Source organism: Streptomyces sp. NPDC012474 (assembly GCF_042955185.1).
Classification (GTDB): domain Bacteria; phylum Actinomycetota; class Actinomycetes; order Streptomycetales; family Streptomycetaceae; genus Streptomyces; species Streptomyces cahuitamycinicus.
Genome location: NZ_JBIBEP010000012.1, coordinates 133,552 through 147,409, shown reverse-complemented (window position 1 = coordinate 147,409; position 13,858 = coordinate 133,552). Strand labels below are relative to the sequence as shown.

Below are 13,858 nucleotides of genomic sequence, written 5' to 3'. Positions count from 1 at the left end.
TCTCCCGCCTACTCCGAACAGGGGTACGTCTTTTGGTCCGTTTCGACTCACGTGCGAACGCTCCGGCGCCGGGGCGGGTGTCCGGTCCGACGGTTCCGCGTCAACTGACGGACTCCGGGGGCAGGGTGAGCCGGGCCGTGCGCCGTTCGCCGTCCAGCACCCGCAGCGCCCGGGCCAGGGTGCCGGCGTGCAGTTCCGTCTCGCCCCGCTGATGCATGAGGGTCAATGCGTCACGCAGTGCGGTCGCCTTGCCGACCAGGGCCTGGGCGGCGCGCAGCCCCCGGTAGGTGTCGCCGTCCTGGGCCGGGTTGATGCGGCCGAGCAGGTCGACGACGTCGAGGTAACGGTCGATCAGTTCCGCCTCGGCGCGCGTCAGGGCGGGCAGTGGCGGCAGTTCGGGCGGGAGCACCGGGGCCTCACCGGCCGGTCGGCGGGGCGAGGGTGGCCTTGCGGCCGGGGACGATCCCGTCCACCAGGCCGTAGTCCACCGCCTCCCGGGCGGTCAGGATCTTGTCCCGCTCGATGTCCGAGCTCACCTGCTCCCGGGTGCGGCCCGTGTGCTGCGCGAGCAGCTCCTCGGTCCGGGCCCGGATGCGCGTCAACTCGTCGGCCTGGATCGCCAGATCGCTCGCCTGCCCCCGGACCGGCTCGGGCAGCGCGGGCTGATGGATCACCAGACGGGCGTCGGGCAGCGCGAATCGCTTGCCGGGCGTGCCCGCCGCCAGCAGCACCGAGGAAGCGGCACCGGCCTGACCCAGGCAGATCGTCTCCACGTCGCAGGAGACGTACTGCATCGTGTCGTAGATCGCCGTCATCGCGTGGAAGGTGCCGCCGGGGGAGTTGATGTAGAGCGAGATGTCCCGCTCCGGGGCCTGGTGCTCCAGGTGCATGAACTGGGCCATGACGTCGTTCGCCGAGGTCTCGTCCACGGGCGTCCCGAGGAAGACGATCCGCTCCTCCAGAAGCTTCGAGTACGGATCCATCGTCCGTTGCCCGGACACCGTGCGTTCGGTGAACTCGGGCAGTACGTAGCGGGCGGACGGTCGGGTCATGGTGAGCCCCTCCTCGCGGCGCGGCCGTCTCCGGCGACGGCCGCCTCTGTAAAAAATGTACAGGACGTACGTCACGTTATGATGGGGACATGGCCTACGAGATTCCGGTGACGCAAGCCAGGGCTGAGCTCGCCGACCTGATCAACCGCGTGGTGTACGGCGGCGAACGCGTCGTCGTCACCCGGCACGGCAAGCCCCTCGTCGCCCTCGTCTCGGCCGATGACCTGCGGCGGCTCGAAGAGAACCAGGAGCTCGCGGAGTCCACGGAGGAGCAGGTGATCAGCGCCGTCTCCACGGTCCGCGAGGTCGCGTCCGCTCCTGGCGAACCCCAGCGGTTCGGCATCGCGGCGGAACACCGGCGGGCCGGCCACTAGGTCCCAGCCCCGGACGGACGAAGACCGCGCGTCCCCGTCCGCTGCAGCGGGGACGCACGGCCGCTTCGAAGGGCCGCCGGTCAGCCGACGGCCGAGAGCTCCCGGCGGTCGGCCGCGGGCCCGGCGCCCGCCTTCCGGGCCTTGAGCGAGCCGCCGAGCAGTACGGCGCCCAGGCCCAGCGCCGCCCACCAGGCCAGGGTCAGGGCGGGGCCGGCCGCCGCCGCGCCGTCGAAGGAGGACACCGAGCGCAGCAGGGTCGTACCCGCGCCGGGCGGCAGCCACTGGCCGATCGCGCCGGCCGGCTCCGGCAGCATCTGCGGGGCCGAGGTGGCGCCGGAGAAGGGGTTGCCGATCAGCATCACCACGGCGGCCGCGATGCCCGTGCCGGCGGGGCCGATCAGGGCGGCGAGTCCGGCGACGGCGCCGCCGACGGCCAGCGTGGACAGCGCGAGCACCCCCGCTTCCGCCCACCAGTCGCCGCCGAGCGCTCCGAGCCAGCTGTGCGCGATCCCGGCTGCGGCCATGCCCACCAGGATGGACGCGCCGAGCAGTGCGAGAGCGGCCCGGACGCCGCGCAGTCCGAGCAGGGTGACCACGGCGCCCGCCGCGATGCCGGCCAGGGCGAGCGGCAGCACGGCGGCGCTCAGCACGGCGCCGCGCGGATCGCTGGGCGGGGTGGGCGCGACATCGACCGTCTTGATCTGTGCGCCCCCGGCGGCGACCTGCTGCCCCACTGCCTGCTGGAGGAACTGCGCGACGGCCGGTCCCGCCGCGGACGCGGTGAGCAGCTCGGGTCCCTGCCGCGTGACCACGACCGCGCCGTACACGCTCCGGTTCTCGATGGCGTCCCGGGCGGCGGCCTCGTCGGCGTAGCGGTGGATCTCGAAGGCGCCCTCGTGCCGCTCCAGCCGGCTCTCGGCCTGGGCCGCCGCGGCGGGCGGTCCGGCCACGCCCAGCGGCAGGTCGCGGGGCGCGATACGGGAGGCCGGCCAGGCGAAGGCCCACAGGGCGAGGGCGGCCAGGACGGGCGCGAGGACGACGACCGCGATCACATGGCGGTTGCGGGAAGGCATGAGGGTCTCCTGGAGTGAGCGAACCGGAACGCCAAAAAGAAGGATCGTTCGTTTTTGCTCTGCTCTCACCGTGCTCCGCTTGCGCCACCTTGTCAAGAATGAATATTCGTTTTACTTTGTGGACCATGGCTCGCGTGTCCCAGGAACACCTCGACGCCCGCCGCCGCCAGATCCTCGACGGTGCCGCGCTCTGCTTCGCCCGCAACGGCTTCCACGCCACGTCCATGCAGGACGTGCTGAAGGAGGCCGATCTCTCGGCGGGTGCCGTGTACCGCTACTTCAGCGGCAAGGAGGAGCTGATCGGCGCCATCGTCGCCGAGGTGCTCGGTTCGGTCCGTGAGGCCTTCGAGGAGGCCGCGCGGCAGAGCCCGCCCCCGCCGCCGGACGAACTCGTCGCCTCCGTCCTCGGCAGGACGCTGGCCGCTCGTGAGTCCCTGGTCGTCGACGGCCGACCCGCCTTCCCACGGCTCGTCGTCCAGGTCTGGACGGAGACGCTGCGCAACGAAGAGCTGGCGCTCGTCCTGCGGGACGGCTACGGCTCGGTCCGCGCGGCCTGGGGGAGGATCGTCGAGGGCTACCAGAAGGCCGGGATGATGCGAGCGGACGTGGCGCCGGACCATGTGGCCCGCACGATGATCGCCGCCGTGCTCGGGTTCATCGCACAGCAGTCCCTCTTCGGACCCGCGCCGGTCGAGGTCCTCCGGGACGGTCTGCGGGCGCTGACCAGCATGCGGGACGGGGAGACAGCCCCCGGTGGATCACAAGTCGTTTAACGTGCCCGAAACGCGGTCCATTTAGCCTGCCGACCACGCCACCTGGCACGTTGCCCCGTGGCCGCGGCAGCCGGGCCCCGCACGGCCCGAGCGAGGACTGTGAGGTGGGACGTGCAACTGACCCCGCACGAGCAAGAACGACTGCTGATCCATGTGGCGGCCGACGTGGCCGAGAAGCGCCGGGCCCGGGGACTGAAGCTCAACCACCCCGAGGCGATCGCGCTCATCACCTCGCACATCCTCGAAGGAGCACGCGACGGCCGGACCGTCGCGGAACTCATGTCCTCCGGACGCAAGCTCCTGACCAGGGACGACGTCATGGACGGCATCCCGGAGATGATCCACGACGTCCAGGTCGAGGCCACCTTCCCGGACGGCACCAAGCTCGTCACCGTCCATGAGCCGATCGTCTGACGGGGAGGTCGTCGTGATTCCCGGAGAGATCCTGTTCGCCGACGGGCCGATTGCCTACAACGAGGGCCGCGAGGCCGTCCGGCTGACCGTCCTCAACGCCGCCGACCGGCCCGTGCAGGTCGGCTCCCACTACCACTTCGCCGAGGCCAACCCCGGCCTGGAGTTCGACCGCGCCGCCGCGCGCGGCAGGCGGCTGAACGTCGCCGCCGGCACGGCCGTGCGCTTCGAGCCCGGGATCCCCGTCGAGGTCGAACTCGTTCCGCTGGCGGGCGCCCGCGTGGTGCCCGGTCTGCGCGGGGAGACCGGAGGTGCCCTCGATGCCTGAGATCTCGCGTGCCGCCTACGCCGACCTGTTCGGCCCGACCACCGGCGACCGGATCCGCCTCGCCGACACCGACCTGCTGGTCGAGATCGAGGAGGACCGCTCCGGCGGTCCGGGACGCGCCGGCGACGAGGCCGTGTTCGGCGGCGGCAAGGTCATCCGCGAATCCATGGGCCAGGCCCGTGCCACGCGCGCGGAAGGCACCCCCGACACCGTCGTCACCGGCGCGGTGATCATCGACCACTGGGGGATCGTCAAGGCCGACGTCGGCATCCGCGACGGCCGGATCACCGGCATCGGCAAGGCCGGCAACCCCGACACCATGGACGGCGTCCACCCGGACCTGGTCATCGGCCCCGAGACCGAGATCATCGCCGGCAACGGGCGGATCCTCACGGCCGGTGCGATCGACGCCCACGTCCACTTCATCTGCCCGCAGATCGCCGACGAGGCGCTGTCCTCCGGCATCACGACCCTCGTCGGCGGCGGCACGGGCCCCGCCGAGGGCTCCAAGGCCACCACCGTGACGCCCGGCCCCTGGCATCTCGCGCGGATGCTGGAGGCGATGGAGGCCCACCCCCTCAACATCGGGCTGCTCGGCAAGGGCAACACCGTCTCCCACGAGGCGATGCTGTCGCAGATCCGAGGCGGTGCCCTCGGCCTGAAACTGCACGAGGACTGGGGATCGACCCCGGCCGTCATCGACGCCTCGCTGACCGTCGCCGAGCAGACCGGCATCCAGGTCGCGATCCACACCGACACACTCAACGAGGCCGGGTTCGTCGGCGACACCCTGGCCGCGATCGCCGGCCGGGGCATCCACGCGTACCACACCGAGGGTGCGGGCGGCGGGCACGCGCCGGACATCATGACCGTGGTCTCCGAGTCCTACGTGCTGCCGAGCTCCACGAACCCGACCCGGCCGTTCACCGTCAACACCGCCGAGGAACACCTCGACATGCTGATGGTGTGCCACCACCTCAATCCGGCGGTGCCGGAGGACCTGGCCTTCGCCGAGTCGCGGATCCGGCCGTCCACGATCGGGGCGGAGGACGTGCTGCACGACCTGGGCGCGATCTCGATCATCTCCTCCGACTCCCAGGCCATGGGCCGCGTCGGAGAGGTCGTCATGCGGACCTGGCAGACCGCGCACGTGATGAAGCGGCGCCGGGGCGCGCTGCCCGGCGACGGGCGGGCCGACAACCGCCGGGTGCGTCGCTATGTCGCCAAGTACACGATCAACCCGGCGCTCGCCCAGGGCCTGGCCCGGGAGATCGGGTCGGTCGAGAGCGGCAAGCTGGCCGACCTGGTGCTGTGGGAGCCGGCGTTCTTCGGCGTCAAGCCGCAGCTCGTCATCAAGGGCGGGCAGATCGCGTACGCGCAGATGGGCGACGCGAACGCCTCCATCCCCACGCCGCAGCCGGTGCTGCCGCGCCCGATGTACGGGGCGATCGGGCGGGCACCCGCCGCCAACTCCCTCAACTTCATCGCTCCCCTCGCCGTCGAGGACGGGCTTCCGGAGCGGCTGGGCCTCGGGAAGCGGTTCGTGGCGATCGAGTCGACGCGCGGTGTGACCAAGGCCGACATGCGGGAGAACGACGCACGGCCCGAGGTGCGGGTCGACCCCGACAGCTTCGCCGTGCACATCGACGGGGAGCTGGTCGAGGCGGCGCCCGCGGCGGAACTGCCCATGGCTCAGCGGTACTTCCTGTTCTGAGGGTGGTCTGAATGTCGCGTGCAGCGCTTCTCGTCCTGGCCGACGGACGGTTTCCCGCCGGAGGGCATGCCCACTCCGGTGGCGCCGAGGCGGCGGTCAGGGCCGGACGGATCAGTGGGGCGGCGAGCCTGGAGGAGTTCTGCCGGGGGCGGTTGCACACGGCGGGGCTGGTGGCGGCGGGACTGTCCGCTGCCGCGGCGCTCGGGATCGATCCCGTCGCGCTGGACCGCGCGGCGGACGCGCGAACACCGTCACCCGCACTGCGGGTCGCCGCCCGGAAACTGGGACGGCAGCTGCTGCGAGCCGCGCGGGCGACCTGGCCCTCCGCCGAACTGGACGCTCTCGGCCGGGAGTTCCCCAAAGGGGCGCACCAGCCGGTGGTGCTGGGGCTGGCGGCCCGGGCGGCGGGGCTGGGGCCGGTGGACGCGGCCTACTGCGCGGCGTACGAGAGCGTGAGCGGGCCCGCCTCGGCGACGGTGCGCTTGCTGAGTCTCGATCCGTTCGACGCGACGGGTGCGCTGGCCCGGCTGGCGCCGGAGGCGGACCGGGTCGTGGACCGGGCGGTGGAGGCGGCCCGGAGGGCGGTCGACGAGGGGCTCGACGCCCTGCCGGCGGGCTCCGCACCCCTGCTGGAGATCGGGGCGGAGGTGCATGCGGCATGGCCCGTACGCCTGTTCGCGTCATAGGGGCGCTCAGGTAACCCACCAGGGGCGTGGGGCTGCGTTCGACATGCGGCTCCGCCGCGTGAGCGCGACCGGCCATCACGCACCCGCACCCGACCACGATTCTCAGGAGCCACACATGCACCTCGAACACCACCGCGACACCCCCACCGCCCTCAGCGCCGACGCCCACCGCCCCGACGGCATCCGCAGAGCCTTTCGCATCGGGCTCGGTGGCCCCGTGGGCTCCGGGAAGACCGCCACCGTCGCCGCGCTGTGCCGGGCGCTGCGGGACGAACTGTCGCTCGCCGTCGTCACCAACGACATCTACACCCGGGAGGACGCGGAGTTCCTGCTCCGCGAGGCCGTACTGCCGCCCGAGCGGATCACCGCCGTGGAGACGGGCGCCTGCCCGCACACCGCGATCCGGGACGACATCTCCGCGAACCTGGAAGCGGTGGAGGATCTGGAGGACGCGGTCGGGCCGCTGGACCTGGTGCTGGTGGAGTCCGGCGGCGACAACCTCACCGCGACCTTCTCCAAGGGGCTCGTCGACGCGCAGATCTTCGTGATCGACGTGGCCGGGGGTGACGACATCCCGCGCAAGGGAGGCCCCGGCGTGACCACCGCCGACCTGCTCGTCGTCAACAAGACCGACCTCGCCCCGTACGTCGGCTCCGACCTCGCCCGGATGGCCGCCGACGCCAAGGCGCAGCGTGCCGAACTGCCCGTCGTCTTCCAGTCGTTGCGGGGCGGTACCGGGGTGGCGGACGTCGCCGCGTGGGTGCGTGCGCAGCTTTCCGCGTGGACCGCGTGAGCGTGCCTGCCGGTGCCGGTGCCGGTGCCGGTGCCAGCGCCGGTGCCGGTGTGCGGTCCGTCGCGCGGATCGTCGCCCGTGCCGACGGGCGCGGCGGGACCTCGCTGCCCGTGCTGGAGAGCGACGGGCCCCTGGCGTTGCGGCGCACCCGGTCGGCCGGAACCGGGGCGCGGGTCATGCTGGTCGGTGCGATGAGCGGACCGCTCGGCGGTGACCACTTCACCGTGGAGGGCCGGGTCGAGGAGGAAGCGCGGCTGTCCGTCGGCTCGGCCGCCGCCACCATCGCGCTGCCCGGGCAGGCGAAGGGCGAAGCCCGTTACGACGTCCGGCTCGACATCGCCGACGGTGGCGAACTGCACTGGCTTCCCGAACAGTTGATCTCCGCCCAGGGCAGCGACCTGCGTGTCTCCACTCGGGTCGAACTCGCCGGCACAGCCCGGCTCGTGCTGCGCGAGGAGCAGGTGCTCGGACGCGTCGGTGAGGAACCCGGGCGGCTCACGAGCCGTCTGACCGTGCGGGTGGCCGGGCAGGCCGTGCTGGACCAGGAACTGGCCTGCGGGCCCGGCGCGCCGGGCGGCTGGGACGGGCCCGCCGTGCTGGCGGGGCATCGTGCGGTCGGGCAACTCCTCGTCGTACGACCGGAGTTCGCCGCCACGCCGGTGGCCGCGGGGCTATTGGGGGAGGGTGCCTCGGTGGTGCCGCTCGCCGGGCCCGCCGCGCTGGTGACGGCGGTGGCGCCGGACGCCCTCAGGCTGCGGCGGCTGCTCGACGAGGCCCTCGCCTCGCTCCCGCGGACCTAGACGTCCGTAGAGCAGCACAAGCTCTCCGTTTATCGGATTGGCAAAGAAGGGTGTCCGGCTCTGTTGTCAGGGACCTCACAACCGGAAGGATCCCCCGTACTGATCACAACGAGGTACGGGGAGGTCCCCCTTGAGGGGTTCGAGACCGAAGAGGCGGGTGGCGGCACTCGGTTCGGCCGGCGCGCTCGTCACGGCCACGCTGATAGCCGGTGCCGTCGCGGCGCCCACGGCGAACGCGAAGACGGGCAGCGGCCACGGCCAGGACCGACAGGCCCGGGGCACCGCGATCGCCGCAGCCCGGGCCGCGAAGGCCGGGATCGACTGGCAGGACTGCCCCGCCGACTGGAACCTGGCCAAGCCGATCCAGTGCGGATACGTCACCGTACCGCTCGACTACGCCAAGCCGTACGGCAAGCAGATCAAGCTCGCCGTCGACCGCATCGGCAACACGGGCACGAAGGCCGAGCGGCAGGGCGCGCTCATCTACAACCCCGGCGGCCCCGGCGGCTCCGGACTGCGCTTCCCGGCCCGGGTCACCAGCAAGAACGCCGTCTGGGCCAACGCGGCCAAGGCCTATGACTTCGTGGGCTTCGACCCGCGCGGCGTCGGCAAGTCCGCGCCCATCTCCTGCGTGGACCCGCAGGAGTTCGTCAAGGCGCCCAAGGCCGACCCGGTGCCCGACTCCGAGGCCGACAAGCGCGCCCAGCGCAAGCTGGCCCGCGAGTACGCCGAAGGCTGCCAGGAGCGCAGCGGCGCGATGCTGCCGCACATGACCACGCCGAACACCGCGCGCGACCTCGACGTCATCCGCGCCGCCCTCGGTGAGAAGAAGCTCAACTTCCTCGGTGTCTCCTACGGCACGTACCTAGGCGCCGTCTACGGCACCCTCTTCCCGCGCCACGTGCGCCGCATGGTCGTCGACAGCGTCGTCAACCCGTCCCGGGACAAGATCTGGTACCAGGCCAACCTGGATCAGGACGTCGCCTTCGAGACCCGCTGGAAGGACTGGCAGGACTGGGTCGCGAAGAACGACGCGACCTACCACCTCGGCGACACCCGCGCCGAGGTCCAGCAGCAGTGGCTGAAGCTGCGCGCCACCGCGAAGAAGAGCCCGCTCGGTGGGGTCGTCGGCCCGGCCGAGCTCATCTCCTTCTTCCAGAGCGCCCCGTACTACGACTCCGCCTGGGCGCCGACCGCCTCGGTCTTCAGCAAGTACGTCGCCGGCGACACCCAGGCGCTCGTCGACGCCGCCGCTCCCGACCTGTCCGACACGGCGGGCAACGCGGCCTCGGAGAACGGCAACGCCGTGTACACGGCCGTGGAGTGCGCCGACGCCAAGTGGCCCACCAGCTGGCAGAGGTGGGACCGCGACAACACGCGGCTCCACAAGGACCACCCGTTCATGACCTGGGCCAACGCCTGGATGAACCTGCCGTGCGCCACCTGGCCGGCCAAGCAGCAGACGCCGGTGAACGTCAAGACCGGCAAGGGCCTGCCCGGCGTGCTCATCGTCCAGTCCGAGCGGGACGCGGCCACCCCGTACGCGGGCGCGGTGGAGCTGCACAAGCGGCTCAAGGGCTCCCGCCTGATCACGGAGAAGGGAGCGGGCTCCCACGGAGTCACCGGCCTGGTCAACCCGTGCATCAACCCCCGGGTGGACAGCTACCTGCTCACCGGCAAGCTGGACTCCGCCGACGTGACGTGCGCGCCGCACGCCACGCCGAAGCCGTAGCCGTCGCCCGACGGTGGTGAGGGGCGGCCGGGACACCGGCCGCCCCTTCCTCATGCCCGCCGGGCCGCGAACCAGGCGTCCTCCGCCGCGTAGTCGAAGAGGTCCGGGTAGGCACGGGCGAGGGTGGGGAACGCCTCCCGCCAGTCCTGCTCGGACAGCCTGCCGGTGAGCCACTCGACCGTCTCCGGCAGGCTGTCCGGGTAGGACACGACCGGCCGGTAGCCCAGCTCCCGTTCCGCGGCGGACATGTCGCACACCACCGGCAGCTCCACCGACCAGGGCGAGCTGCCCACGGACGCCTGCGGCGGACCGTCCAGCAGGACGGTCTGCGTCTCCACCCCCATGACCGCGTCCACGGCGGCCCCGATCTCCGACGCGGTCGGCGGCAGCGGATCGCAGGCGTTGAGCACCCGCGAGCCCGGCCGGGCCGCCGCCAGCCGGATCAGTTCGGCGATGTTGCGCGCGGCTGAGGTGTGGAAGAGGCTCTCACCCCGGAAGGCGAGCGCCCGCCTGCGGCGGCCGTCAAGGTTCCGTTTGACGAAGTACAGCTCCCGGGGGAGCGGGCTGTACGGCCCGTGGACCGCGCCCGGGCGCAGCACGGTCGTGGGCAACCGGTCGGCCGCCGAGAGGAGTTCACGCTCCAGTGCCGCCTTGCCGGTGCTGTACGTGGCGTCCCCCGGCGGGACCGTCACCTGGTCCTCCGTGATCGGCACGGGGTAGCGCGGGAGGCCGTCCGGCTCGCGCATGGTGTCGAAGCCGCGGCCCTCGCCGTCCTCGTACACCGACACGGTCGACACCACGACGGCCGCCCCGATCCGGTCGGCCAGGCCCGTCAACTGCCGGGCGTGCCGCGCTCCGTAGGCGACCAGGTCGACCACGAGGTCGCAGCCGTCGCCGATCAGCGCCCCGAGCGCCACGTCGTCCTCGCGGTCCAGCCGCAGCGTCCGCACCTCACCGGGCCGGCTCGCGTGCCGGGCGCCGCCGCGCGACGCGGCGGTCACCTCCCAGCCGTCCCGCGCCAGCGCCCGCACGGCCGGCCTCCCGATCTGCCCGCCGGCCCCGATCACCACAGCACGTCTCATGCCGTGACGGTAGATCGCCGCAGGCCGGCCAGGTAACCGCCTTCTGCCGACAGCAGAGCTCAACGCAGGGGCATACGCCGGAACTTCCGCTCCTTGGTGGCCGACTCCTCCGCCTTCACGACGGCCGCGTACCGGTCGACGTACTCCTGCTCGGACAGCGAGAGGATCGCGTACATGATCTCGTCGGTGATGGCGCGCAGGACGGCCTTCTCGTTCTCCATGCCGTCGTAGCGGGAGAAGTCGAGGGGCTTGCCGAAGCGGATCACGACGGGGTGGAGGTTGGGGATGACCTTTCCGGGCGGCTGGGCCTCGAAGGTGCCGATCATCGCGCAGGGGATCACCGGGACGCCGGCCTTGAGCGCCATCACCGCCACCCCGACCTTGCCCTTGTAGAGCCGGCCGTCGTGCGAGCGGGTCCCCTCGGGGTAGATGCCGAGCAGCTCGTCCTTGCTCAGCACGCCTAGGCCCTCGCGGATGGCGGCCTGGCCCGCGTCCTTGCCGGAGCGGTCGACCGGGATCTGCCCCGCGCTGCGGAAGAAGAACGCCGTCAGGCGACCCTTGATCCCGGGGCCCGTGAAGTATTCGGCTTTTGCGAGGAAGGTGATGCGCCGTTTGAGGATGGCGGGCATCAGAAAGTGGTCCGAGAACGACAGATGGTTGCCTGCGATGATCGCGGCGCCCTCCGCGGGCACGTGCTCCAGGCCCTCTATCCGCGGCCGGAAGACCAGTCGCAGCAGCGGACCCAGCAGCACGTATTTCAGCAGGTAGTAGAACAAAGCGGGCGCTCCTCGACTCTCGCGGTGGACTCAACCGCCGCATTCCAGCAGGTCAACCGGCATGTCGTGGGGTGCCAGTGTAGGTGCAGGCATGGCCACCGGGCACCTTGCGCGGGCGGACCGCACAGATCCTTCGCCAATTGACTGATGGTCAGTCAGGCAGGTGCTCCCGGTGGTGCTCATGCGGCTGGGGAGAACCGCGGGACCAGCGTGCTGCGCCGCCCGGGCGACGGGCAAGCCGAACGGGTGGCCTGGCGCGATAGCGGGGTGTGTGTGGCGGGCCGGTAGCTCTTGCCTGCGGTCCTCGGTTGTGGGTCGGTGGCTTTTGCCTGCGGTCCTCGGTTGTGGGTCGGTGGCTTTTGCCTGCGGTCCTCGGTTGTGGGTCGGTGGCTTTTGCCTGCGGCCGTCGGTTGTGGGTCGGTGGCTTTTGCCTGCGGCCGTCGGTTGTGGGTCGGTGGCTTTTGCCTGCGGTCCTCGGCTGCTGGCCGGTGGCCTTCGCCGCTCCGCCGAGTAACCTGCCAGGCATGCGGATCTCTGTTTCCTCGGACATGGACGAACCCGTCGCCCGCTCCCTCGTCGCCGCCCTGCGCGAGCGGGGGCACGAGGTGCGCCCGCACGGCGCGCTGCGCCCGGGGGACGACCCGCAGTGGGCGGTGTGCTCCGAGGCCGCGGCCCGTGAGGTCGCCGACGGTACGGCGGACCAGGCGGTGGTGTGCTGCTGGACCGGCACGGGCGCTTCGATCGCCGCGAACAAGGTGCCCGGCGTACGGGCCGCCCTGTGCACGGACGCATACACGGCCGACGGGGCCCGCCGCTGGAACGACGCCAACGTGCTCGCACTCAGCCTGCGGCTGACGTCGCAGCCGCTGCTGACGGAGATCCTCGACGCGTGGTTCGCGGGTGAGCCCAGCGCGGACGCCGAGGACCGGCAGAACGTCGACCGCGTCCGGCTGCTCGACCACGGCAAGACCCGTATGTAGGTCACAGCCGCACGATGATCAGCGCCGTGTCGTCGGTGGCGCCACCCGGCGGCAGCAACTCCAGCAGAACGGTGTCGGCGAGGGTCTCGGGGTCCTGGTCGCGGTGGTCGCGCAGGGCGTCGGCGAGCCGTTCAAGGCCCTTGTCGATGTCCTCGTGTCGCCGTTCGATCAGACCGTCGGTGTAGAGCACGAGCGTGGCGCCAGCCGTGAACGTGGTCTCGGCCTGAGGTCTTCGGATCGGGTCCGGGCGGGCGTCGAGCGGCGTGTCCGTGGCCTGGTCGAGGAACTCCGTACGGCCGTCCCGGTGGACGAGCACGGGCGGGGGATGGCCGGCGCTGCTGTACGTGATGACGTGGCGGTCGCAGTCGACGAAGGTCGTCACGGCGGTCGCCGACTCCGCTCCGTCGATCACATGGGCGTAGCGCCCCAGCACGTCCAGGGCCTGGGCCGGCCCGTCGGCGACCCGGGAGGCCGCGCTGAGCGCACTGCGCAACTGGCCCATCACTCCGGCGGCCTCCAGCCCGTGCCCGACCACGTCGCCCACGGCCACACCGATGCGGTCGCCGCCCACCAGATCGACCAGGTCGTACCAGTCCCCGCACACGTTGAGCGCGCCCACGGCGGGGCGGTACCGGACGGCGGCCGGGTGGTTGCGGACCTGGCGGGGGGCGGGAAGCATCGCCTTCTGCAACGCCAGTGCCACCTCCCGCTCCCGGGAGTGCGCCTGGCGCAGCCGTTCGTTGAGCTCCTGCAGCTCACGGGCGCGGGTGTACAACTCGGCCTCCAGCACCCTGCCCCGGCTGCCCCGGTTCCCCGGAGGGCCGCCCCGGGCCCGGATCAGCTCCGTGACCTCCTCCACGCGGTGCAGGATCAGCACGACCTTGCCGTCCGAGCCGAGCAGCGGCGCGTTCACCGGGCTCCAGTAGCGCTTCTGCCACTGGCCGGGCCGCTCCGGGTCCTGGACGTCGTAACGCTGCAGGGCCATGGTGTCGCGCTCACCGGTGGCCAGGACGCGGTACAGCGAGGCTTCCAGGTTGCGCATGCCCGTCGCGGCCGGGTCGTTCGGGTTGTCCGGGAAGACGTCGAACAGGTACTTGCCGATCAGCTGCTCCCGCGAGCGGCCGGAGACGCGGGCGAACTCCTCGTTGACGTCCGCGTACACGAGCTCGGGTGTCAAGAGCGCCACCATGCCGGGCAGGGCCTTGAAAACCGCACCGTAGTCGATCGCCGTCTCAGCCATGGCTGCCGCCTCACCGCCGGGATCACACCAGTTTCGCACGGTCT

16 protein-coding genes are annotated in these 13,858 nt (G+C 71.9%); 10 read left to right on the top strand and 6 right to left on the bottom strand.

Annotated elements, in window-relative coordinates; translation table 11 throughout:
• Positions 1-100: 100 nt before the first annotated feature.
• Both ACFY9S_RS25280 and ACFY9S_RS25275 read right to left on the bottom strand, forming a co-directional pair.
• A complete protein-coding gene (locus tag ACFY9S_RS25280) occupies positions 101-409 on the bottom strand; it encodes a hypothetical protein (protein WP_030835441.1) in 309 nt (102 codons plus the stop codon).
• Between the two features lie 7 nt (positions 410-416).
• On the bottom strand, positions 417-1,052 hold the full coding sequence (locus ACFY9S_RS25275; protein WP_391132181.1) for an ATP-dependent Clp protease proteolytic subunit: 636 nt from the start codon (positions 1,050-1,052) through the stop codon (positions 417-419).
• Between the two features lie 89 nt (positions 1,053-1,141).
• Here ACFY9S_RS25275 and ACFY9S_RS25270 point away from each other — a divergent pair, with 89 nt between their 5' ends.
• Positions 1,142-1,426 (top strand): type II toxin-antitoxin system prevent-host-death family antitoxin, encoded by a 285-nt coding sequence (locus tag ACFY9S_RS25270; RefSeq protein ID WP_391132180.1) that lies wholly within the window; start codon positions 1,142-1,144, stop codon positions 1,424-1,426.
• A gap of 80 nt (positions 1,427-1,506) precedes the next feature.
• Here the strand turns inward: ACFY9S_RS25270 and ACFY9S_RS25265 are convergent, their stop codons facing one another.
• Entirely contained in the window at positions 1,507-2,499 is a 993-nt protein-coding gene (locus ACFY9S_RS25265; RefSeq protein ID WP_391132178.1) for an ABC transporter permease, read from the bottom strand.
• Positions 2,500-2,624: 125 nt separating this feature from the next.
• Between ACFY9S_RS25265 and ACFY9S_RS25260 the strand changes: the two genes are divergently transcribed.
• The 8 genes from ACFY9S_RS25260 to ACFY9S_RS25225 all read left to right on the top strand — a co-directional run bounded on the left by ACFY9S_RS25260 (position 2,625) and on the right by ACFY9S_RS25225 (position 9,736).
• Positions 2,625-3,272, top strand: coding sequence for a TetR family transcriptional regulator (locus tag ACFY9S_RS25260; RefSeq protein WP_391132176.1), 648 nt, complete (start codon positions 2,625-2,627; stop codon positions 3,270-3,272).
• Between the two features lie 111 nt (positions 3,273-3,383).
• Positions 3,384-3,686: an urease subunit gamma gene (locus ACFY9S_RS25255; RefSeq protein WP_102909581.1), complete on the top strand. Its 303-nt coding sequence runs from the start codon at positions 3,384-3,386 to the stop codon at positions 3,684-3,686.
• 13 nt (positions 3,687-3,699) lie between these two features.
• A complete protein-coding gene (locus tag ACFY9S_RS25250) occupies positions 3,700-4,011 on the top strand; it encodes an urease subunit beta (RefSeq protein WP_102909580.1) in 312 nt (103 codons plus the stop codon).
• Entirely contained in the window at positions 4,004-5,725 is a 1,722-nt protein-coding gene (locus ACFY9S_RS25245; RefSeq protein ID WP_102909579.1) for an urease subunit alpha, read from the top strand. Before ACFY9S_RS25250 ends, ACFY9S_RS25245 begins: the two co-directional genes overlap by 8 nt.
• An 11-nt stretch (positions 5,726-5,736) precedes the next feature.
• Entirely contained in the window at positions 5,737-6,411 is a 675-nt protein-coding gene (locus ACFY9S_RS25240; protein ID WP_391132174.1) for an urease accessory UreF family protein, read from the top strand.
• 115 nt (positions 6,412-6,526) lie between these two features.
• Positions 6,527-7,204 carry an urease accessory protein UreG gene (gene ureG / locus ACFY9S_RS25235; protein WP_391132172.1) on the top strand — a complete coding sequence of 226 codons (678 nt, stop codon included), beginning with the start codon at positions 6,527-6,529 and terminating at the stop codon, positions 7,202-7,204.
• On the top strand, positions 7,192-8,004 hold the full coding sequence (locus ACFY9S_RS25230; protein ID WP_391132170.1) for an urease accessory protein UreD: 813 nt from the start codon (positions 7,192-7,194) through the stop codon (positions 8,002-8,004). The genes ureG and ACFY9S_RS25230 overlap by 13 nt, the downstream gene beginning before the upstream one ends.
• A 130-nt stretch (positions 8,005-8,134) precedes the next feature.
• The gene (locus ACFY9S_RS25225) at positions 8,135-9,736 is read left to right on the top strand and encodes an alpha/beta fold hydrolase (protein WP_391132168.1); all 1,602 of its coding nucleotides are present in this window, start codon (positions 8,135-8,137) and stop codon (positions 9,734-9,736) included.
• 50 nt (positions 9,737-9,786) lie between these two features.
• Here ACFY9S_RS25225 and ACFY9S_RS25220 read toward each other — a convergent pair whose 3' ends face one another.
• Together ACFY9S_RS25220 and ACFY9S_RS25215 are read right to left on the bottom strand one after the other, a co-directional pair.
• A complete protein-coding gene (locus tag ACFY9S_RS25220) occupies positions 9,787-10,818 on the bottom strand; it encodes an NAD-dependent epimerase/dehydratase family protein (RefSeq protein WP_391132166.1) in 1,032 nt (343 codons plus the stop codon).
• A gap of 59 nt (positions 10,819-10,877) precedes the next feature.
• The gene (locus tag ACFY9S_RS25215) at positions 10,878-11,594 is read right to left on the bottom strand and encodes a 1-acyl-sn-glycerol-3-phosphate acyltransferase (RefSeq protein WP_391132164.1); all 717 of its coding nucleotides are present in this window, start codon (positions 11,592-11,594) and stop codon (positions 10,878-10,880) included.
• 524 nt (positions 11,595-12,118) lie between these two features.
• Between ACFY9S_RS25215 and ACFY9S_RS25210 the strand changes: the two genes are divergently transcribed.
• Positions 12,119-12,574, top strand: a complete 456-nt coding sequence (locus ACFY9S_RS25210) for an RpiB/LacA/LacB family sugar-phosphate isomerase (RefSeq protein ID WP_391132162.1) — start codon at positions 12,119-12,121, stop codon at positions 12,572-12,574.
• A gap of 1 nt (position 12,575) precedes the next feature.
• On the opposite strand, the gene ACFY9S_RS25205 is transcribed toward ACFY9S_RS25210, so the two are convergent.
• Positions 12,576-13,814 (bottom strand): SpoIIE family protein phosphatase, encoded by a 1,239-nt coding sequence (locus ACFY9S_RS25205; protein ID WP_391132160.1) that lies wholly within the window; start codon positions 13,812-13,814, stop codon positions 12,576-12,578.
• Positions 13,815-13,858 lie beyond the last annotated feature (44 nt).